Genomic DNA, 21,150 nt, shown 5'->3' with positions numbered 1-21,150 from the left:
TCAGGTTGGCGAACGGCAATGCTGTCTGCCGTGCAGGTGGGTTGATCGCATGACGGATGAGACGAAGAAGAAGGTGGTCGTCGTGGGCGCAGGCGTGATCGGCGCCTCGATCGCTTTCGATTTGCAGCGGCGCGGATTTCAGGTCACGCTGATCGATAAGGGTGAGCCCGGGCGCGGCACCTCTTTCGGCAATATGGCGAGCATCGCGCTCGATTTCGCCGCCGGCTCCGGCCCGTCGACCTGGAAGAAGATTCCCGGCTGGCTGCTCGACCCCGAAGGCCCGGTCTGGCTGCGGCCGTCCTATGCCGCGCGGATGCTGCCCTGGTTCCTGCGCTTCCTCGCGGCCGGCCGGCCTTCGCGGCTCCGGGAAATCGAGGATGCCGGCATGAGCCTGTCGCTGCGGGCGCTCGGCGATTTCAGGGAGATGCTGCAGGCGATCGGCGCGTCCGAGCTGATGACGGAGGAGGGCTGTCTCGCCATTTACGAGACCGAGGCGGAATTTGCCGCAGACCGTGGCCATCTTGCCATGATGCAGCGCTACGGCCTCGAATTCGAGGTCTTGAGCAATGGCGCCATCCAATATCATGAGCCGGCCCTTTCGCCTGTCATCGCCAAGGCCGTGCTGCTGCCGGACAACAAGTCGATCCGCGATCCCTATAAGCTGGTCGTCAGGCTGACTGACGCAGCCATCGCCGCGGGCGCAGCCTTCGCCTCCGGCGCTGTGAGCAACATCGAGCGCAAGGGCGATGGCACGGTCGTCATCGCCCTCGATGACGGACGTCGGATCGAGGCCGCTTTCGTGGTGCTCGCCGCCGGCGTCCACACCCGTTTCCTCGCCGCAAAACTCGGCGAACCGATTCCGCTCGAGACCGAGCGCGGCTATCACACGCAGATCATGAAGCCGGGCATTTCAATGCGCTATTCAGTGATCTGGCCTCATCGCGCCTTTATGGTGACCCCGACGGCCGGCGGCATCCGCGTCGGCGGCAATGTCGAACTGGCCGGCCTCGACGCCGCGCCCGATTTCCGCCGTCCGCGCGTGCTGGTGCGGCACGCCCAGCGGGCGCTTCCGGGTCTGAAGGTCGAGGAGGCGACGGAGTGGATGGGCCATCGCCCGGCCTTGCCCGATACGATCCCCATCATTTCGCCGTCCTCGAAAATGCCGGGGGTTTTCTATGCGACCGGTCATGGCCATCTCGGCTTGACATATGCCGCAACGACAGCGCGGTTGATCGGCGATATGGTGAGCAGAGCAAAACCGTCGGTCGATATGACCCCGTTCCGCATAGACCGATACTGATTGAGAGCAATTCCAGGAAAAGTGCGAAGCGGTTTTCCAGGCAAAGCGGAACGCGATTTTGCCGGGAATTGCATTAAAACAAAAGTTGGAACTGAGTCGGCGGCGTCAGCCGTCACGCCCGAACTGGAGTTTCGAGATGAGATGGAAGCGCACGATACAGCTGCTGGACGTTCATGCCGAGGGCGAGATCGGCCGCGTCGCGATCGGCGGCGTTCCGAAGATTCCCGGCGAAACCATCGCTGCGCAGCTGCACTGGCTGAACACCGATCCGAAAGGCGACGAGCTCCGCCGCTTTCTCTGCCTGGAGCCGCGCGGTGCCCCGATCGGCTCGGTCAACCTGCTGCTGCCGGCAGGGCACCCCGACGCCGACGCCGCCTTCATCATCCTGCAGCCCGATCAGGCACATGCCAGCTCCGGTTCGAATTCGATCTGCGTGACGACGGCGCTTCTCGAATCCGGCATCGTCGAGATGAAGGAGCCTGAGACGATCGTGACGCTGGAGACCGCCGCCGGCCTCGTCAAGGCGACGGCGACCTGCCATGACGGGCGCTGCGAGAAGGTCAGGCTCACCATGGTGCCCTCCTTCGTGCATGAGCTCGACGTCGAGATCGACACGCCGCATTGGGGAAAGATCAAAGCCGATCTCTGCTATGGCGGCATCTTCTATGCCCTCGTCGATGTCGGCCAGATCAATCTGACGATCGAGAAGGCCAATGCGGCCGGCCTCGTTCAGGCCGGCATGATCCTGAAAGAGCTGATCAATCGCGACATCAAGATCGTCCACCCCGAAATTCCGGCAATCTCGGGCGTCGCCTATGTGATGTTCCGCGACACCGAGGCCGATGGCACGGTGCGCACCTGCACCACCATGTGGCCGGGCCGCGCCGACCGCTCGCCCTGCGGCACCGGCAATTCCGCCAATCTCGCCACCCTTTATGCCCGCGGCAAGGCGAAGGTCGGCGACGTCTTCACCTCGAAATCGATCATCGGCTCGGAGTTCGAGGTCGGCCTGCATGCAGTCACCGAGGTCGCCGGCCGCCCGGCGGTCATCCCCACCATCACCGGCCGCGGCTTCACCTTCGGCCTCACCCAGGTCGCGCTCGATCCCTTCGACCCGCATCCCGGCGGCTTCGCCCTGACGGACGTCTGGGGGCCGTCGGCAGGGGAGATTTGACCGTTCGAGCGGTGCCGAATGTGCGGTGGCTCCAGACGGTTTGCGCCAGGGTCTAGAGCGGGTCTGGCGGAGCCGCATGCCACCCTCCATCACCGACGTCCCGAGGGAGCCGTTGGCAAGCGAGAACTTCTTGTCTCAACTTGCCACCGGAAGAGAACCCACTTTGCCGCCCATCAGCGACGTTGGGCTATCCTGGCGCTGATCTGGTCTGCGGCAAGGCTCTCGGCCGGCGCCGGCCTGCCAAGCAGGTAGCCTTGGCCGATGTCGCAGCCGAGATCCTGGAGCCGTTGAAGTTGGCTTTCCTCTTCGATGCCTTCGGCCGTTATCGTCACGCCGAGGCCCGCGCCGAGAGCGATAATAGCCTTGATCACCTTGTCCTGCTTGTCGTTCGTTTCGAATGAAGCGACGAAACTCCTGTCGATCTTGATCTTGTCGAACCGGTAGTTGGAGAGCTGCGAGAGGCTGGAATAGCCCGTACCGAAGTCGTCGAGAGCAATCCGGACGCCGGCGTTCACCAGATCGTCGAGGACGATCCGGGCGGTGGCGGCATCCTGGATGATGGCGCTCTCCGTCACCTCCAGCTCGATCCTATGCGCGGGCAGACCGACATCGCCCAATATCTTCAGAATCCTGAGGCCCAGCAATCGGTCGCTCAGCTGGATCGGAGACAGGTTGAACGACAGGACCAGATGATTTGGCCAGGAAAGCGCATCGCCACAGGCGTGGCGCAGCAGTTGGTCCGTCAGGTCGACGATCAGACCGGCCTCTTCCGCCACGGGGATGAACTCGTTCGGCGGGATGAATTCGCCGGATGCCGTCTTCCAGCGCGCCAGCGCTTCGAAACCGATAATCTCCTTCGTCTTCAGGTCGACGAGAGGTTGGTAATACGGGACGATCTCAGCATTCTTGATGGCGGCTCGCAGATCCGCTTCCACCCGGATCCGCTTGGCCAGCTCCTCCTGCATCGAAGGGACAAAGGACTTCACCAGATTGCGCCCCTGCTTTTTCGCCACATACATCGCACAGTCCGAATGGCGAATGACCTGGCTTAGATCGTCGCCGTTTTCAGGGTGGAGCGCGAGGCCGACACTGGCGCCAAGATCGACGGCGACGCCATTGAATGTGAAGGGCTTGCTGATCGCGCTCACGATGCGGTTTCCCAAAGCGACTAGATCGGCATTTCCGGTGCGCCGCGCCAGAACGACGAACTCGTCGCCGCCAAGGCGGAAAATGCGATCACGCGGAAAGAGGGAAGAAAGCCGCTGAGCGACGGCCTTCAGCACCGCATCGCCGTGATCGTGCCCGAGGAGGTCGTTGATCTTCTTGAAGCCGTCGAGATCGATGCTGAACACGGCATAGCTTTCCTGCGCCCGTTGATCGATCATCGACTGCGCGCAGACGGATTCCAGAAATCTGCGGTTAGGTAGTTCGGTTAGCGTGTCGTGACAGGCAATCCAGTCCACGTTCTTTTCGGCCTGCAGCCTGCGGTCAACCTCTATCGAGAGATCCCGGATTCTCAGCGCCGAGTAGATCAGCCCGAGAAAGCCGGACATATTAAGGGCAAGCAGCGCGTGGTCCAGTGGAAAGTCATGATGCTTTTCGATGAACTCATCCAGCCCCTCATGCCATTGGAAGCGCCAGGACAAGCAGAAGAGAAGCAGGAAGCACGAGAGCCAGGCCAGGATCTCCATCTGCGGTCTGGTGGGTCGGACGCGAGGCATATGAACAGGCTCCTGGTGTGTGAAGAGCCATCATGGCCAGCTCGGAAGACCGCATCGTCCCCGACCTTATTCCGATCGACGACCTGTCGCCGAATGCCGGCATCGACGGCGCCGAAGACTGCCACGACTCATAGGGTGGAGCCAAGGGCATCGGCAATTCGATCACTGGCCAGACTGCGGGCATTCGTAAATCCGGATTTCAGTGTGGTCTTCGAAGATTAATGGCGCGTTTCCGCGGCGAAGGTTTGGGCGTTTCGCTGCGCGCAACGGATATCTTCGTCGCAAATTGGATTCAGCTCAGTGCGCTCGACGCCGAGATCGACGTGCTACATCTTGACCCTCAAAGGCCGCCGGGAAGTGGAGGTGACCCGGCTCGCCGAATTCAGGCGGCATCCCGAATGTCGAAGCGGACCACCTTGCCGTCCCGAATCCGGAACACGTGCCCGATCGTCTTCTCTCCTTCGAGCGGTTGGCCTTGCAGGTCACGGACCGACTGCCGGACGTCGGCAATGATTGCGCCGTCCGCTGTCCGGTGAAAACCGACCGGCTGGACGTGGGGATCGATCATCGACCACTGACGCGTCCAATATTCCCGCACCGCCTCGCGCCCATGGACGTGGCCGCCATCCATGCCGTTGGCCCAGACGACATCCTCGGCCAGCGCTGCCAGCACGGCGTCTATGTCGCGTTCGTTGAAGCGCTCGTAGATGTGCTGGAGAATTTTGATATCGTCGTCCATTGCTTTCTCCTTGCAGAGGTGCGGGGTTGCGATCGAGCCCCGCTTCGCGACGAACCATTTCGGTCATTGCTCCGGGCGTCTACGAGTTTCAAAGCTCTGCCTCCCGCAGCAGCGCGTTCAGGCGGGCGGTCCATTCCGTGTTGCTATCTCTGAACGGAGCAAGTGCATCGCCGGCAGCTTCGGGAAGATCGCGTGCCGCGGCAGCAAGGCGGTGAGCCTGCTGGCGGTGTCCCGCGGCCGCGTGGCAGCATGCCTGGATGCGCAGCAGCGCCGGCCAGTCGGGCCGCGCTTTCAGCGCCCGGCGTCCGGTATCGAGCGCGCCCTCGACGTCGCCGGAAAAAAACAATGCCAGCATCAGCAGGCTGAACCAGACGCCGTTCTGCGGATCGTGCGGATTGAGCTCGAGGCCGTGCCCCAATGGCTTGCGCGCCCCGGCAGCGTCGCCCGAAAAAAGCCGAGCCATGCCGAGGACGAGATGCCCCAGGGCGAAGCTCGAACCGAGTTCGATGGATCGTTCCGCCGCCAGGATCGCCTGCTCGGCCCTGCCCGTATAGGCCGAGACGATCGCCAGCCCGTAGTGCGAATAGGGGTTGCGCGCATCGAGATAGATCGCCCGCAGCGCCGCATCCATTCCTTCCTTCCCGTCTGCGGCGGGGTTTTCCGTCCAGCCGTAGGCGATGAGGCCGGCATTGACCCGCGCCCGCCAGATCTGCGCCTCCGGAAGCATGGGATCGAGCTCGGCGGCCTCGCGGAAGAAGCGGCGTGCGAGAAGGTGGGTGGGTTGCGTTACCTTGTGAAACTGGAACATGCCTTGCCGCACGAGATCCCAGGCAGTGATGTTGCCGGTGTGCGGAGCGATCGGAAGCCCGTGGCGCAACAGCAGTTCGGGCTCGATCGCTGCTGCGATCCGCTCGGCAATGGCGTCCTGCACGGCAAATAGCTCGGCCAGTTGAAGATCGTAATGCTCGGACCAGACGGTGGCGCCCTTCGGGGCGTCCGCGAGGTGCACCGATATCCGGATCCGATCGCCGGTATGCCGGATGGCTCCCTCCACCAGAAAATCGACCCCGAGTTCCAGCGCGACAGACCTCGGGTCCCCGGAACCATTCCTCCTGGCGAAGCTTGCCCCGCGTGAGGCGACGCGGAACCATCTGAGCCGGGCGAGCGCCATGATCAGGTCGTCGGCAATGCCTTCGGCCAGATACTGTCTCTCCACATCGCCGCCGAGATTTTCGAACGGCAGGACGGCGATCGCGGGCACCGACCCGGTTTGTGCGTGCCAGCCGCTCTCGGCTGTCTCGCTCCGCGTCTCCACCGGACCCGAAAATCTGTACCCCACCCGTGGAACCGTGACGATCCATTCGCTTCCGTCCAATGTAGGTCCGAGGAGCTTGCGAAGGGCAGCAATCTGAACGGAAAGATTGCTTTCCTCGACGGCCAATCCCGGCCAGACCGCATCCATCAATTCCGGCTTCGAGACCACCCCCCCCTTTGCCGACAGCAGAACGCCAAGCAGGTTGGCGCCGCGGGCGCCGATGGCGACAGGCCTGTTGTCGCGGAGCAGGCATCCGTTCTCTGCAATGAATTCGAAGCGGCCGAATACAAGGTGCGGGGGTTTCATGGCGGGAATGATACGCCGATTTCGCAGCTTTTCGGAATTTTTCGGCTTCGCTTCAGGACTTGCGGCGGCTGAGCGCGCAGAGTGGCTCCATCGCAGTGGTCGAAGTGGTGAGAGCGATGATCAAGGAAGCAACGCAACCGAAAGAGTCTGAAGCATTCCTCGCCAAGGTCATCCGCGCCGGCGGCAGTCATGTCGCCAGGCAGGGATCGGTCTATTGCTCCGGCGTCTCAGCTGAAAGCGCTGGGTCAACCATGCTGTGGCTCGGGACGATCTCGCTGCCCGCGGGGCGGCGAACCGGCGCCCATCGCCATGAGGGACACGAGACGGCTCTCTTGATGATCGCAGGTCGGGAGATCGAGATCTGGTCGGGGGCAGCACTTGAACGATGCGAAACGGTCCGCCCCGGCGATTACCTGTTTATTCCGGCCGGCGTTCCGCATGTCGCCGTCAACCGCTGTAGCGAAGACGCCGAGTTCCTCGGCGCCCGCAACGACGCAGCCGCGAATGAAAGCGTCGTTCTGATGCCGGAGCTCGACGAGATCGTACCGTGATGCATGTCGCTTCGGAACTGTCCGGCGGTTCCCGGCGCAAAGCCGCCTCAGGCTTTGGCGCGGCATGCTCCAATCACACCGGGAGGTGCATTATGGCCATTATCGAACAACGGCTGGCCGGAATGGGGCTGGAGTTGCCCGAGCCTTTGAAGGTTCGCGACGGACTGCGCTTGCCCTTCACCTGGGTTCGCCTGCGCGGCACCCGCGCTTACATCTCGGGCCACGTCGCATGCAACCGCGACGGAACATTGGCAAATCCGCTTGGCAAGGTTGGCGCCGAGGTTTCGCCGGAGGAGGGTTACGCGTCGGCGCGGCTCGTTGCGCTCGCCCATCTCGCCAGTCTCAAGCGGGCCGTCGGGGACCTCGATCGGGTCACGGCATGGCTTCGCGTCTTCGCCATGGTCAACGTCGCTCCTGGCTTCAACGAGACGCCGCTGGTCACCAACGGCTATTCCGATCTGATCCTCGAGCTGTACGGGCCTGACGTCGGCGCCCACGCCCGCTCGTCCATCGGCATGGCCATCCCCTTGAATGCGCCGGTAAACTGCGAAGCGGAAGTCGAAATCGACGGGTGACGGAAGCGCACAGACCCTTTAGTAGACGAACGGATCGACCTCGCCCGGCTGAGCGCCTGCCTCCTTCGGATAGATCACGCCCTTGCGCAGGATGATGTTGGCATAGAGCCTGGGCTCACTGGTCTGGATCAGCGCATGGGCGGCCCGCACCCGACCGTAGAAATCCTGGCCGACCAGCGGCACCACCTGACGGTGCGGTTCGTGACGGGCGCAGCAGTCGATCATCTCCTCATGCACCGGATCGAGCTTGTCGCGCTCGGCCTTGACGGTCGAGCGGAAGATCGCTTCCGGCACGAAATCGTCGATCGGCAGCACGCTGAGCACGGCATTGAGCACAGGGATGAGATGGTGGCCGTCGAGCCGGATCAGCCGGCGCGCATGTTCGACGCCGGGATAATTGCCGTCGACGATGGCGATTTCGTCGCCATGGCCCATGGCCCGAAGTGTTGCGAGCAATTCCGGGCTCAAGAGCGGATCAAGTCCCTTCAGCATGGTCTACCTCCTTGAAGAGTACGTTCTGGTCGGTGAGATAGCGCGCAAAGATCGGCAGGCTGGCGCCGCCGATGGCGCGTGCCTGCGCGCCGACCGCGCCCTCGATGATTTCGGGCATGACAACGCCCTGCAGGTCGAGCTTGGCGGCTTCGTCGATCGTCGCCTGCACGATGCGGCTGCGCACCCAATGGGGAAAGCCGCCGTCGATGACGGCTGCGCTGAAATCGACGATCGAGGCGGCGGCGACGATCGCCTGGGCGAGCGCCTTGGCGCTGTCCTGGATCCACGCCTCCATCGGCTCGCCGAAATCCACCCAGTCGTCGGCGGAATACCACAGCGGTTCGGGATCGATACCGCGCTCGCGCAGCATGTTTTCCAAGACGAAGATCGAGGCGATTTCGAGCAGCTGCTTGGTTTTGCCGTTCCTGTCGCGCACGGGCAGCGGCCCGATCGCGCCCGCCGTGCCGGTACGGCCGGAAAAGATCGCCGAATTCAGGACGATGCCGCCGCCGATGAAGGAGCCGATGAAGAAATAGACGAAGTCGGGATAAGAGGGGCCGACGCCGAAGACGAGTTCCGCGCCGCAGGCGCTGGTCGCATCGTTCTGCAGGAAAACGGGATGGGAGACGCGCGCGGCGATATCGGCCTGCAGGTCGACATCGCGCCAGACTTCCATGGCGCCCGGCGGCGCTCCCACCTCATCGGCCCAGTTCCAGAGTTCGAAAGGCGCGGCGATGCCGAGGCCGGCGACGCGGCCGCGCTGCCTTTCGTCGAGCTTGTCTTCGATCTCGCGGATGCCCGAGGTGACGAAGGCAAGGATTTCATGCGGCAGCGGATAGGCATAGGTCCGGTGCAGCTGCATCCGGATGCGGCCGACGAAATCCATCAGCACCAGATCGGCGCTGCGCCGGCCGATCTTCAGGCCGAAGGAATAGACGGCGTCGGGATTGAGATGCATCGGGATCGATGGCTGGCCGACCCGGCCGCGCACAGGCGCGCCGCGCGACAGCAGCCCTTCCTTTTCCAGCACCCGCATGATGACCGAGACGGTCTGGGCCGAAAGCCCGCTGCGGCGCGCGATATCGGCCTTCGACAACGCACCGTAGAGGCGCACCAGCGACAGCACGAGCCGCTCGTTATAGGCTCGCACCCTGACCTGGTTCGCACCGCCGGCCGGATTTAGAATCGGCGGCGGGACCGGCGTGTGTTCCGGTCCTTCCAAAGACGACATGGCCGCTCCTCCCGAGCGTTCGCCTCCTGCATTTTCCCATCAGAGACGATTTAAGAAACCTGCAGCGGCTCAAAGCGCTAGGGCGTCCCCTGCGCGCCGGAGACACGGCGCCCGACACCCTAATTCCATCGAGCATGCCACATCGAATTAATAATTCAATTGGATTTATTTATTGACAAGCGGATTTCTTTCGCTCTTAATTGCCATCGTCAAGGGCACGGACGGCTTTGGAGCGACAGCGACTGAGCGAAGTGTCATATTTTGAAAGTTCCGGCCCGCAGGGGCGGCGCCGGCAAACTCTGGGAGGAGTTCATGAAGAAATCAGTTCTCGCTTTTGGCGCGCTCGCGCTCGGTGTCGCTTTTTCTGCTCCGGCGATGGCGGCTGACGTTTCCGCCTGCCTCATCACCAAGACCGACACCAATCCCTTCTTCGTCAAGATGAAGGAAGGTGCGACGGCCAAGGCCAAGGAACTCGGCGTCTCGCTGAAGTCCTATGCCGGCAAGATCGATGGTGACAGCGAAAGCCAGGTCGCAGCGATTGAAAGCTGCATCGCCGACGGCGCCAAGGGTATTCTGCTGACGGCCTCCGACACCAAGGGCATCGTGCCGGCTGTCAAGAAGGCCCGCGACGCCGGCCTGCTGGTGATCGCGCTCGACACGCCGCTCGAGCCAGCCGATGCCGCCGACGCCACCTTCGCCACCGACAACCTGCTCGCCGGCAAACTGATCGGTCAGTGGGCCAAGGAAACGCTCGGCGACAAGGCCAAGGACGCCAAGGTCGGCTTCCTCGACCTGACGCCGTCGCAGCCGACGGTCGACGTTCTGCGCGACCAGGGCTTCATGATGGGCTTCGGCATCGACCCGAAGAACCCGGACAAGATCGGCGACGAAGACGACAAGCGCATTGTCGGCCATGACGTGACGAACGGCAATGAAGAAGGCGGCCGCAAGGCCATGGAAAACCTTCTGCAGAAGGATCCGAGCATCAACGTCATCCACACGATCAACGAGCCGGCCGCTGTCGGCGCCTATCAGGCGCTGAAGGCCGTCGGCATGGAAAAGAACGTGCTGATCGTCTCGGTCGACGGCGGCTGCCCGGGCGTCAAGTCGGTCAAGGAAGGCGTCATCGGCGCCACCTCGCAGCAATATCCGCTGCTGATGGCGTCGCTCGGCATCGAGGCGATCAAGAAGTTCGCCGACTCGGGTGAAAAGCCGAAGCCGACCGAAGGCAAGTCCTTCTTCGATACCGGCGTCTCGCTCGTCACCGACAAGCCGGTTCCCGGCCTCAAGTCGATCGACACCAAAGAAGGCACGGACAAGTGCTGGGGCTGAGCCCCGCTTGATTGAAAGCGCACCGGCCGGGGCTTGATCCCCGGCCGTTTTAGACGGACGATGTGCCGTCGCCCACCGGCTAAGCAACGAACGGATTAACAGGGGTGACGGCCTCCGCGCGGGTTCGGCGCGCGGATGCGGAGGAGGAACCATGACCGGAGCACAGGAATTCGAACGCGTCCTCGACGGCAGCGACAAGAACGTCGCCTCCTTCGAGCACCAGGGCGTCCCGCTGATCAAGCGCGCCCAGCACTTTCTGCACTCGACACCGGCCGCCGTGCCGCTGATCGTACTCGTACTGGCGATCATCATCTTCGGAATAGCGCTCGGCGGGCGTTTCTTCTCGTCATACACATTGACGCTGATCCTGCAGCAGATCGCCATCGTTGGCATTCTCGGCGCCGCCCAGACGCTGGTCATCCTGACGGCCGGCATCGATCTGTCGATCGGCGTCATCATGGTGATTTCAGCCGTCATCATGGGCAATGTCGCCATCACCTACGGCATCCCGACGCCGATCGCGGTGATTGGAGGCCTGCTGGTCGGCGGCCTGTGCGGACTGCTGAACGGCTTCCTCGTCGCCTTCATGAAGCTGCCGCCCTTTATCGTCACGCTCGGCACCTGGAATATCGTCATGGCGACGAATTTCATCTATTCCGCCAATGAGACGATCCGCGACACCGATGTCGACGAACAGGCGCCGCTGCTGCATCTTTTCGCCGCGAGCTTCAAGGTCGGCAGCGCCGTGCTCACCCTCGGCGTCATCGCCATGGTGCTGCTCGTCCTCCTATTCTGGTACATCCTCAATCACACCGCCTGGGGCCGGCATGTCTATGCGGTCGGCGACGATCCGGAAGCGGCGAAGCTCTCCGGTATCCAGACGAAGAGGGTGCTGCTCACCGTCTATACGCTGTCGGGCGTCATCGCCGCCTTCGCCGCCTGGGTGTCGATCGGCCGCAACGGCTCAATCTCCCCGTCCTCGGCGGTGACCGACTATAACCTCCAGGCGATCACCGCGACCGTGATCGGCGGCATCTCGCTCTTCGGCGGCCGCGGTTCCATTCTCGGCACGCTGTTCGGGGCCATGATCGTCGGCGTCGTGTCGATGGGCCTCAACATGCTCGGTGCCGATCCGCAATGGAAAGTCCTCCTGACCGGCGTGCTGATCATTGCCGCCGTCGCCATTGATCAGTGGATCAGAAAGGTTTCGGTATGACCATGGCTGTCGAACCCATTCTCACCGCCCGCGGCCTCGTAAAGCGTTATGGACGCGTGACCGCGCTCGATAATGCCGATTTCGACCTCTACCCGGGTGAAATCCTTGCCGTCATCGGCGATAACGGCGCCGGCAAGTCGTCGCTGATCAAGGCGATTTCAGGCGCGGTCACCCCTGACGAGGGCGTGATCACGCTCGAAGGCCGGCAGGTGCATTTCCGCTCGCCGATGGAGGCGCGCGAAGCCGGCATCGAAACCGTCTACCAGAACCTTGCTCTGTCGCCGGCGCTATCGATTGCCGACAACATGTTCCTCGGCCGCGAGATCCGCAAGAAGGGGCCGCTCGGCTCGCTGTTCCGCATGCTCGACCGTCCGGCCATGGAAAAGCTGGCGCGCAACAAGCTGTCGGAACTCGGGCTGATGACCATCCAGAACATCAACCAGGCGGTGGAAACGCTGTCCGGCGGCCAGCGCCAGGGTGTCGCCGTCGCCCGCGCCGCAGCCTTCGGCTCGAAGGTCATCATCATGGACGAACCGACGGCCGCCCTCGGCGTCAAGGAAAGCCGGCGCGTGCTGGAACTCATCCTTGACGTGCGCGCCCGCGGCCTGCCGATTGTGCTGATCTCGCACAACATGCCGCATGTCTTCGAGGTCGCCGACCGGATCCATATCCACCGTCTCGGCCGGCGGCTGACGGTGATCAATCCGAAGGAATACACCATGTCCGACGCCGTCGCCTTCATGACCGGCGCCAAGGCGGTGCCGACGGAGCCCGTTGCGGCATGAGCCTGCGCATCGACGACATCGCCGGCGAGGTGCTTTCCCGCGCCGGCGATGCCAAACGTTTCCTGATTGCCGTCGCCGGGCCGCCAGGAGCGGGCAAGTCGACCATGGCCGACAATCTGGCGGCGGCGCTGAAAGCCAAAGGCGAAAGCGCCGCAGTCCTGCCGATGGATGGCTTCCACATGGACAATGCCATCCTCATGGAACGCGGCCTCTTGGCGCGCAAGGGCATTCCGGAAACTTTCGATGTCAGAGGCTTCCTCGATATCATCCGCGCCGTCCGCCGGGCCGACCAGGAGGTTCTGGCGCCGGTCTTCGACCGCTCCCGCGAACTCGCCATCGCTTCCGCCAGACCAATCGATCCCGAGGACCGCTTCATCATCGTCGAGGGCAATTATCTGCTCTTCACACAGGGTAAATGGGCCGAACTCGACGGCATCTTCGATTTTTCGATCATGCTGGCGCCGCCGATCGAGGTTCTCGAAGAGCGGCTCTGGGCGCGCTGGCGCGGTTACAATCTCAGCGAAGAAGCCGCCAGCGCCAAAGTCTACGGCAACGACCTGCCGAACGGCCGGCTGATCCTCGAAAACCGTCGCCCAGCCGACGTGACGCTGGAGATTGCGCTGGCGTGACGCCGACGCGATTGTTCATTTGATGTATGATGCATGCCGCCCGGACGTATTGAACGGCTCCGGCATCAGGATTTGCCTAAAGGGCGAAACGGCGTCGCATAAGCCGGTTTGACCCGCCGCGCTTTAGTGCTATCGAGGCGGCAGACGCATCGCTTCGGAGGCCTGCCATGCAATCGATCACCATCCGCCGTCCCGACGACTGGCACCTGCATCTGCGCGACGGCGCCATGCTGGAAGGCGTGATCGCCGATACGAGCCGCACCTTCGCCCGCGCCATCATCATGCCCAATCTGGTGCCGCCGGTCGTCACGTCAGCGGATGCGAAGGCATATCGCGAGCGCATCCTCAAGGCGCTGCCGGACGGCCACCGTTTCCAGCCGCTGATGACGCTTTATCTCACCGAACATACCAGCCCCGACGATGTGGCGGAGGGTGCAAAGAGCGGCCTCATCACCGCCGTCAAGCTTTATCCCGCCGGCGCCACGACCAATTCGCATGGGGGGGTGCGCGACATGGAGAAGGCGATGCCGGTGCTCGAGCGCATGGCTGAGATCGGTCTGCCGCTCTGCGTCCATGGCGAGGTGACGAAGCCCGACGTCGATATTTTCGATCGCGAGGCCGTCTTCATCGACACCGTGCTCGATCCGCTGCGCCGGCGCCTGCCGGAGTTGAAGGTGACGATGGAGCATGTGACGACATCGGATGGCATCGATTACATCAAGGCGGCCAAATCAAATCTCGCCGGCTCGATCACCACCCACCACCTGATCATCAACCGCAACGCCATCCTGGTCGGCGGCATCCGCCCGCATTATTACTGCCTGCCGGTCGCCAAGCGCGAGAACCACCGACTGGCGCTGCGCGCAGCCGCCGTAAGCGGCGACGCCCGCTTCTTCCTCGGCACCGATTCTGCCCCGCATGTCGATCCGCTGAAGGAATGCGCCTGCGGCTGCGCCGGCATCTACACCTCGATCAATACGATGAGCTGCCTTGCCCATGTCTTCGAGGAGGAAGGCGCTCTCGACAGGCTTGAAGCCTTCGCCTCGCTGAACGGACCGGCCTGGTATGGGCTGTCGCCGAACGAGGAACGCATCACGCTTTCCAAGCAGGCAGAGCCGGTTCTCTTTCCCGCTAAGATAGAAACCGGCGCCGGGCCGGTGACGGTTTTCGATCCTATGTTTCCCCTTCATTGGCAGGTGTTGGTCTAGGGACTCGCCTGCTGCGTTTTTCTATTTTAAATAGAATATTCATTTTAAGTGCTGCGGTGACGTTAGGCGCGTAACATTTTCATTGTGCGGTGCATCATTTGTTAACGGATGCATAAGACATTCCTCTTCGCGGACCCCATAGCTGCCGATCGTCCGGCGCGACACCGCTGCGGAGACTGAAGAAGCATGATGCTTGACTACAACTCCCTTCTGTTGGCGCTCGGCATCTCCGCGGCCTGCCTGGCCGTAACCCTGATGGGCAGTTGGCTTGTGCGCCGGACCGAAACCGTGCTGCTCACCGCCACCATCGGTCTCGTCCTCGTTGTCAGCGGCATTTTTATCTACAGCGTCTATGTGAGCAGGCCTGATATAGGCTTCGCCATTGGCAGCTTCGTGCTGTTCCATGCCGGCTTTGCCACCATCTGGGGCGCGGGCAAACAGTTCCTGTCAGGTCGCCTGTCAATCCTTGCCATCGCCAGCCGGGCGCTGGCGGCGATGGCCTTCTCCATCGTCCCGATGGTTGCCGGCTATGACGGCCTCGCCTTCATCGCCGACAATCTCGCCATCGCCCTGCTGCTGTTTGCCACCGCTCGGCAATATTGGCTCGCCCGCGCCGAAGCGCCGGCGCCGCTCCTAGGCATTGCGGCACTCTATACGCTGACGGCAATCTCCTTCGTTCTCTGCGCCGCCGTGTTGATCGCCGATGGAAAGCTGGTGCTCGGCAAGGCGCCGAGCAACTGGGCGGAGGATCTGAGCCTCGCCGTCTGCATCGCCGGCATGACCGGGATCGGCGCGCTGTCGCTGGCGCTGCATCAATGGCGGCTCGCCGCCCGCCATCGTCTCGAGGCGATCACCGATCCGCTGACGGGCCTACTCAACCGCCGCGCCGTCTTCGATCAGTATGGCACGCGCCCGATGGGCACCACCGCGGCCGTCATCGTCTTCGATATCGATCATTTCAAATCGGTCAACGACCGCTATGGCCATGCGAGCGGCGACCGCGTGATCACCGTCTTCGCCGAGGAACTGACCGCCCATTGCCGCTCAGGCGATACCGCCGCGAGGCTCGGCGGTGAGGAATTCGCGCTAGTGCTGAAGGAGATCATGCCCGGCCGGGCAGAACTGACGGCTGAGCGGATCCGCAGGGCCTTCGAGGCGCGAGAGATTCCAATCGACGGTGAGGTGTTGAGATGCACAGTGAGCGTCGGCGTTGCGCCCGGCCGGTCAACGCCGCTCGATTTCGACGCCATGCTGAGCGCCGCCGACAAGGCGCTCTACGCCGCCAAGCGCGGCGGCCGCAACCGGGTCGAGCTTGCCGGCTATCTCACTGCAGTTCCGGCCGAGGTGTCGCGCACCGCGTCTTGATTCCCGACTGCTCGGCAGACGCCCGGCATGCCGCCTCGTCCTTCGAGGCCCCTGCGGGGCACCTCAGGATGAGGCTCTCTTGAGTGTGGGCGCCTGCTGCTCAAACCATCATCAGCGCCCGCACGAAAGCGGCCGAGGCGAGCAGCGAGGCCACGGTTCGCACATGGTTCCACCACGTCCAATCCCTGACATAGGAGGTCCAGAGCGCCACCGCCTCCGCCCCGCTGCCGCTGACCTTTTCCAGCGCGTCGTTCATCGGCACGTTGAAGATGATCGTCGAGAGGAAGGAGGCAAACACATAAATGGCTGCACCCGCCAGCATCAGCGCGGACGCGCCGCCGCGCCAGTCGATCACCGCGAGGACGGCGATGACGAGGCAGAGGATCGCCGTCGGCACGAAGAGGCCCATGAAAGGCGAGCGGACGATCGTCACATTGATCGAGTTCATCGCCGCAATGCCCTGTTCGGCCGGGATGCGTGAGAAGGCGCTCATGATGAAGGTCGAGAAGGCGAAGAAGATGCCGGCGACGAGGCCGCTGCCGATCGCCGCGGCGACGAGGAAAGGATGAGGACGATCTGCATGTCGAAACTCCTTGCGGGGATGAAATAAGAGAATCTCTCTGATTTGCAATATGCGATAAACTCTCTTATTTTGTTTGTCAACGTGAAGGAGAGCCGATGTCGGAGCAGAAACGCGCAACGCGCAGACGCCAGCAGGACCGTGGCGGCCAGCCGCGCCGCATCCCGCGCCAGCAGCGCGGCCGCGAGCGTTTCGAAAAAATCCTCGCCGTCGCCGCCGAACTGATCGAAAGCCATGGCAGCGACGGCCTGAAGATGAGCGAGATCGTTGAAAAGGCTGGCCTTTCCTTCGGCGCCCTCTACCAGTATTTCCCCGACAAGAGCGCGATTATCCGGACGTTGGCCGAGCGCTTCAACGAAGAGGGCAGGCGCTGTGTCGAGGCGGAACTGGCGAAGGTCGTCGACGCCGCCGCCCTGCCGGCGGCGCTCGCCAACATCGTCGACGAATATTATGCGTTCTTCCGCCGCGAGCCCGTGATGCGCGATATCTGGCATGCGACCCACACCGACAAGCTGCTGCAGCAGGTCGATGCCGAAGACATGGAATTCCATACCCAGGCATTTCTCGCAGTGCTCGTGCGCCTCTGGCCGGATCGGGACCGCAGCGAACTTCAGGCGATCGCCCGGTTGACGATGCAGCTGCTTGCCGCCGCCGTGCGTTATGCCGTCTCGCTGGATGCAGAGGAGGGCGACCGGACGATTGCCTTGTTCAAGAAGATGCAGGGACCCGATATCGGCCGTCTCTTGCTGGAATAGATCGCCTGCGTCTGGAAACGGTGGGCGCTTGCTGCTATTGCCGGAGACGCAAAACCGAAGGAGAGCCCGATGATCCAGACCGCATTTCCCGACCGCGCCCTGATGGCCGAATTGGTGGCCAAGATGCTCTGGGAGATCAAAGCGGTGCATTTCAATGCGGCTCAGCCTTACAAGCTCTCCTCCGGCATGGCGAGCCCGGTCTATATCGATTGCCGCAAGCTCCTGTCCTATCCGCGCATCCGTTCGACGGTGATGGATTTTGCCGCCAGCACTCTGCTGCGCGATGCCGGTTTCGAGCAGTTCGATTGCATCGCCGGCGGGGAGACCGCCGGCATTCCCTTCGCCGCCCTGCTCGCCGATCGCCTCGGCCTGCCGATGATCTACGTCCGCAAGCAGCCAAAGGGCCACGGCCGCAACGCCCAGATCGAAGGCAATATGCCCGAAGGTTCGCGCGTGCTCGTCATCGAGGATCTGACGACGGCAGGCGGCAGCATGTTCAAGTTCATCGACGCCATTCGCGCCGCCGGCGGCATCGTCGATCATGGCATCGCGCTGTTCTTTTACGGCATTTTCGGCGACCAGCGTTTTGCCGATGGCAAGGTCAGGCTGCATCACATCGCCACCTGGCGCAGCGTCCTTGCGGTTGCCAGGGCAGAGAAGCTTTTCGACGATAAGACGCTTGCAGAGGTCGAGGCCTTTCTCGATGCGCCATTGGCGTGGTCCGCGAGGAATGGTGGAGTGAGTGAGCTTTCGCTCTAATCGGTTGACAAAAGCTCACTTAAGCGCTTGATGAAGATAGAAATGCTGTTGGGAGGAATCCGATGATTTTGTGCTGCGGCGAGGCCCTAATCGACATGCTGCCGAGGGAGACGACGTTAGGCGAAAAGGGCTTTGCGCCCTATGCCGGCGGCGCGATCTTCAACACCGCCATCGCGCTCGGCCGCCTCGGCATCCCCACCGCCTTCTTCACCGGCATTGCCGACGACATGATGGGCGAAATCCTGCTGGCGACGCTGAAGGCGAGCAATGTCGATTACAGCCCATGCGCCATCACCCCGCGCCCTTCGACGATCGCATTCGTCAAGCTCGTCAGCGGCCAGGCGACCTATGCCTTCTATGATGAGGGCACAGCCGGCCGGATGATCACCGAGGCCGACCTGCCTGTTCTCGGCGATGATTGCGAAGCCTTGCATTTCGGCGCGATCAGCCTGATCCCGAGCCCCTGCGGCGAAACCTACGAAGCACTGCTCGACCGGGAAGCGGCCCGCCGCGTCATTTCGCTCGACCCCAACATCCGCCCGGGCTTCATCAAGGACAAGCAGGCTCATATGACCCGCATCCGGCGCATGGCGGCAAAGTCCGACATCGTCAAGTTCTCCGACGAGGATCTCGACTGGTTCGGTCTTTCAGGCGACCATGACGCGCTCGCCGCCCACTGGCTGGCTGAGGGCGCCAAGCTCGTCGTCATCACCAAGGGCGCGGAAGGCGCCTCGGGTTACACCAGGGATCGCAAGGTGACGGTGCCGAGCGAGCGCGTTGCCGTTGTCGACACGGTCGGCGCCGGTGATACCTTCGACGCCGGCGTGCTTGCCTCGCTGAAGAGGGATAATCTGCTGACCAAAGAGCAGGTCGCCTCGCTCGATGAACAGGCGGTGCGCAACGCCCTGACGCTCGGCGCCAAGGCCGCCGCCGTCACCGTTTCCCGCGCCGGCGCCAATCCCCCCTGGGCGCACGAGATCGGGCTTAAGGCTTAAGCGAGCATCAGCCCCTCATCCGCCTGCCGGCACCGACCGAGGTCGAGCCACGGTTCCCGACCCGTCCTTCGGACCCCCGCTTGCGGGGCGATGGGGGATAGCCGCGACCTCTCCGTTCCGCCGCCGACATTGCGTGTGGCACGTCCCCCTCGCCCCGTTTACGGGGAGAGGGTTAGGGTGAGGGGCATTTTTAACGCTACGCCAGCGCCGCAGCCAGCCCTTGCGTCGAGGCCTTCGACAACTCACGCGGATGCGGATCGATCAGGAGGCTGCCTGGGGAGCCACGCTACCGCCGAGCTCCGGAGCGGTCATCAGGTCCCGCAGGAAGGTTTCGCACCAGAGCGAGACGTCGTGAGAGAGCAGATGTTCCATCATCATGCTCCAGCGGTCGCGGCGCTCCTCGAGCGACATGGCTAGCCCTCTGGCAAGCGCATTGGCCGTGCCCTCGACATCGTAGGGATTGACCAGCAGCGCCCCCTTCAGCTCCCGTGCCGCGCCGGCAAAGCGCGATAACACCAGGACGCCCGGGCGATCCGGATCCTGGGCGGCGACATATTCCTTGGCGACGAGGTTCATGCCGTCGCGCAACGGCGTGACGAGCCCGATCGTCGCCAGGCGGTAGAGACCGGCGAGCACGGTGCGGCTGATCGATCGGTTGACATAGCGGATCGGCACCCAGTCGACCGTTCCGATCGCGCCGTTCACGCGGCCGGCCTGTTCGGCGACCATTTTCTGCATGTGCTCGTATTCGGGGACTTCCGATCGCGATTTCGGCGTGACCTGCAGATAGGTGACCTTGTTCTGATAGGCCGGATTGCTGGTGAGGAAGCGTTCGTATGCTTCCAGACGCTGGATAATACCCTTCGAATAATCGAGGCGATCGACCCCGATGATCATGTCGCGGCCTTCGATGCTGCGCCGGGTCTTCTGCACCATGACATTGTCTGCGGCTCGCTCTGCGAATTCGGCGAAGGCTGCGGTCTCGATGCCGATCGGATAGGCACCGGCCTTGAAGATCCGCCCGTGCGAATCGAACAATCCGTTTCCGAGGTCGTCGCCGATGCCCTCCCGTCTCAGGTAACCGGCGAAGTTCTGCAGGTCGTAGTCGGTCTGGAAGCCAACGAGGTCGTAATGAGAAAGGCCGCGCATGATTTCTTCATGGACCGGCATGGTGACGAGAATATCGGCGGGCGGCCAGGGAATGTGCAGGAAGAAGCCGATCCGGTTCTTCAGCCCCATTTGCCGCAGTTCGGCGGCCAGAGGGATGAGATGGTAATCATGAACCCAGATGATGTCGTCCGGCTGGATCATCGGCGCCAGCCGATGCGCGAAAAAGCGGTTGACGCGGAAATAGCCGGCCATTTCCTTTCGGCCATATTCGGCGAGATCGAGGCGGTAATGACAGATCGGCCAGAGAACGCGGTTTGCAAAGCCGCGGTAATATTCCTCGACGTCGGTGTCGGTGAGATCGGTCAGCGCATAGGTAATGTTGCCCTTCTGCAGCAGCGACAGCGCGCTGGGCTCCCTGTCTCCGCTCGACTCTCCCGACCATCCCATCCAGATGCCGCCGCGCGCCTGCAGGGCTGCCTGCAGCGCGACGGCGAGGCCACCGGCCGCAGCACTCCCATCCTTGGCCGGCATGGGAACACGATTGGAAACGACGATAAGACGGCTCATGAGCTTCCTTTAGCGAAGATGGATCGGGAAAACGCTCTGTGCCAGGGTGCCGGGGAGCCTCCGGGGCGGGGCAAGGGTAATGCAGGGCAGGCGCCGCCATCAAAAGAGCAGATCCGGATGCGAATTGCCCGGGGTATAGACCAGCGGAAACAGTGGAACGGGGTATCGCCCCCGGTTTGATAGGTCATGTCGTCGGAAGTACCATGCGCACAGATTTTGCTTGAATCTAGGGCGATGGCGGCGAATTGAAAGAATTCTTTCTACAATTTTCTATTAGTAGAACGTTCAATCCGGTTTTGCAGGGCAGCGGCGCCAAGCCCGCCGAAATCAATCTAATCATTTGCGGCCATTATGACGATCTGGCGGCCGCCCCTCATCCGCCTGCCGGCACCTTCTTGGATAAGAAAAATGTAGGATATTGATGCTTGCCGGGCGGGTGGCCGCC

At 62.8% G+C, this 21,150-nt stretch carries 20 protein-coding genes and 1 pseudogene; 14 read left to right on the top strand and 7 right to left on the bottom strand.

The window, feature by feature from the left end:
- Positions 1-49 precede the first annotated feature (49 nt).
- Together CO660_RS15095 and CO660_RS15090 are read left to right on the top strand one after the other, a co-directional pair.
- Positions 50-1,300 (top strand): FAD-dependent oxidoreductase, encoded by a 1,251-nt coding sequence (locus CO660_RS15095; RefSeq protein ID WP_097599396.1) that lies wholly within the window; start codon positions 50-52, stop codon positions 1,298-1,300.
- A 136-nt stretch (positions 1,301-1,436) separates the two neighbouring features.
- Complete coding sequence (locus CO660_RS15090) at positions 1,437-2,474, top strand: 4-hydroxyproline epimerase (RefSeq protein ID WP_097599395.1); 1,038 nt, start codon at positions 1,437-1,439, stop codon at positions 2,472-2,474.
- A 173-nt stretch (positions 2,475-2,647) separates the two neighbouring features.
- On the opposite strand, the gene CO660_RS15085 is transcribed toward CO660_RS15090, so the two are convergent.
- The 3 genes from CO660_RS15085 to CO660_RS15075 all read right to left on the bottom strand — a co-directional run bounded on the left by CO660_RS15085 (position 2,648) and on the right by CO660_RS15075 (position 6,555).
- Positions 2,648-4,195, bottom strand: coding sequence for an EAL domain-containing protein (locus CO660_RS15085; protein ID WP_097599394.1), 1,548 nt, complete (start codon positions 4,193-4,195; stop codon positions 2,648-2,650).
- Positions 4,196-4,577: 382 nt separating this feature from the next.
- On the bottom strand, positions 4,578-4,934 hold the full coding sequence (locus CO660_RS15080; RefSeq protein WP_097599393.1) for a nuclear transport factor 2 family protein: 357 nt from the start codon (positions 4,932-4,934) through the stop codon (positions 4,578-4,580).
- Between the two features lie 88 nt (positions 4,935-5,022).
- A complete protein-coding gene (locus tag CO660_RS15075; RefSeq protein ID WP_097599392.1) occupies positions 5,023-6,555 on the bottom strand; it encodes a winged helix-turn-helix domain-containing protein in 1,533 nt (510 codons plus the stop codon).
- Positions 6,556-6,671: 116 nt separating this feature from the next.
- Here CO660_RS15075 and CO660_RS15070 point away from each other — a divergent pair, with 116 nt between their 5' ends.
- Positions 6,672-7,106, top strand: coding sequence for a cupin domain-containing protein (locus tag CO660_RS15070; protein ID WP_097599391.1), 435 nt, complete (start codon positions 6,672-6,674; stop codon positions 7,104-7,106).
- 92 nt (positions 7,107-7,198) lie between these two features.
- The gene (locus tag CO660_RS15065; RefSeq protein WP_097599390.1) at positions 7,199-7,681 is read left to right on the top strand and encodes a RidA family protein; all 483 of its coding nucleotides are present in this window, start codon (positions 7,199-7,201) and stop codon (positions 7,679-7,681) included.
- A gap of 18 nt (positions 7,682-7,699) precedes the next feature.
- Here CO660_RS15065 and CO660_RS15060 read toward each other — a convergent pair whose 3' ends face one another.
- Together CO660_RS15060 and CO660_RS15055 are read right to left on the bottom strand one after the other, a co-directional pair.
- Positions 7,700-8,173 carry an RbsD/FucU domain-containing protein gene (locus CO660_RS15060; protein ID WP_097599558.1) on the bottom strand — a complete coding sequence of 158 codons (474 nt, stop codon included), beginning with the start codon at positions 8,171-8,173 and terminating at the stop codon, positions 7,700-7,702.
- The gene (locus tag CO660_RS15055) at positions 8,157-9,404 is read right to left on the bottom strand and encodes an ROK family transcriptional regulator (protein WP_097599389.1); all 1,248 of its coding nucleotides are present in this window, start codon (positions 9,402-9,404) and stop codon (positions 8,157-8,159) included. The genes CO660_RS15060 and CO660_RS15055 overlap by 17 nt, the downstream gene beginning before the upstream one ends.
- Before the next feature lie 312 nt (positions 9,405-9,716).
- Here CO660_RS15055 and CO660_RS15050 point away from each other — a divergent pair, with 312 nt between their 5' ends.
- From CO660_RS15050 to CO660_RS15025, 6 genes are all read left to right on the top strand, one after another.
- Entirely contained in the window at positions 9,717-10,736 is a 1,020-nt protein-coding gene (locus CO660_RS15050) for a sugar ABC transporter substrate-binding protein (protein WP_085776787.1), read from the top strand.
- A gap of 151 nt (positions 10,737-10,887) precedes the next feature.
- Entirely contained in the window at positions 10,888-11,952 is a 1,065-nt protein-coding gene (locus CO660_RS15045) for an ABC transporter permease (RefSeq protein ID WP_085776788.1), read from the top strand.
- A 2-nt stretch (positions 11,953-11,954) separates the two neighbouring features.
- Positions 11,955-12,737, top strand: coding sequence for an ATP-binding cassette domain-containing protein (locus CO660_RS15040; RefSeq protein WP_064707825.1), 783 nt, complete (start codon positions 11,955-11,957; stop codon positions 12,735-12,737).
- The gene (locus CO660_RS15035; RefSeq protein ID WP_097599388.1) at positions 12,734-13,366 is read left to right on the top strand and encodes a nucleoside triphosphate hydrolase; all 633 of its coding nucleotides are present in this window, start codon (positions 12,734-12,736) and stop codon (positions 13,364-13,366) included. The genes CO660_RS15040 and CO660_RS15035 overlap by 4 nt, the downstream gene beginning before the upstream one ends.
- 167 nt (positions 13,367-13,533) lie before the next feature.
- Complete coding sequence (gene pyrC, locus CO660_RS15030) at positions 13,534-14,574, top strand: dihydroorotase (RefSeq protein WP_097599387.1); 1,041 nt, start codon at positions 13,534-13,536, stop codon at positions 14,572-14,574.
- A gap of 186 nt (positions 14,575-14,760) precedes the next feature.
- The gene (locus CO660_RS15025) at positions 14,761-15,939 is read left to right on the top strand and encodes a GGDEF domain-containing protein (protein ID WP_097599386.1); all 1,179 of its coding nucleotides are present in this window, start codon (positions 14,761-14,763) and stop codon (positions 15,937-15,939) included.
- A gap of 100 nt (positions 15,940-16,039) precedes the next feature.
- On the opposite strand, the pseudogene CO660_RS15020 reads toward CO660_RS15025, so the two are convergent.
- Positions 16,040-16,521, bottom strand: a pseudogene (locus tag CO660_RS15020) (anthrone oxygenase family protein).
- 96 nt (positions 16,522-16,617) lie between these two features.
- On the opposite strand from CO660_RS15020, the gene CO660_RS15015 reads away from it, so the two are divergent.
- The 3 genes from CO660_RS15015 (at position 16,618) to CO660_RS15005 (ending at position 19,028) form a co-directional block, all read left to right on the top strand.
- Entirely contained in the window at positions 16,618-17,274 is a 657-nt protein-coding gene (locus CO660_RS15015) for a TetR/AcrR family transcriptional regulator (protein WP_097599385.1), read from the top strand.
- Between the two features lie 69 nt (positions 17,275-17,343).
- The gene (locus tag CO660_RS15010) at positions 17,344-18,033 is read left to right on the top strand and encodes an orotate phosphoribosyltransferase (RefSeq protein WP_085776794.1); all 690 of its coding nucleotides are present in this window, start codon (positions 17,344-17,346) and stop codon (positions 18,031-18,033) included.
- A 62-nt stretch (positions 18,034-18,095) separates the two neighbouring features.
- Positions 18,096-19,028, top strand: coding sequence for a carbohydrate kinase (locus CO660_RS15005; RefSeq protein ID WP_097599384.1), 933 nt, complete (start codon positions 18,096-18,098; stop codon positions 19,026-19,028).
- Between the two features lie 261 nt (positions 19,029-19,289).
- Here the strand turns inward: CO660_RS15005 and otsA are convergent, their stop codons facing one another.
- Positions 19,290-20,705 (bottom strand): alpha,alpha-trehalose-phosphate synthase (UDP-forming), encoded by a 1,416-nt coding sequence (gene otsA, locus CO660_RS15000; protein ID WP_097599383.1) that lies wholly within the window; start codon positions 20,703-20,705, stop codon positions 19,290-19,292.
- 245 nt (positions 20,706-20,950) lie between these two features.
- Between otsA and CO660_RS33315 the strand changes: the two genes are divergently transcribed.
- Positions 20,951-21,127 (top strand): hypothetical protein, encoded by a 177-nt coding sequence (locus CO660_RS33315; RefSeq protein ID WP_176536292.1) that lies wholly within the window; start codon positions 20,951-20,953, stop codon positions 21,125-21,127.
- The last annotated feature ends 23 nt before the right edge of the window (positions 21,128-21,150 follow it).

Origin of the sequence: Rhizobium sp. L9 (assembly GCF_002531885.1) — a bacterium.
GTDB lineage: Bacteria > Pseudomonadota > Alphaproteobacteria > Rhizobiales > Rhizobiaceae > Rhizobium.
Note: the sequence above shows the minus strand (reverse complement) of the source record. Positions and strands in the feature narration are given on the sequence as shown.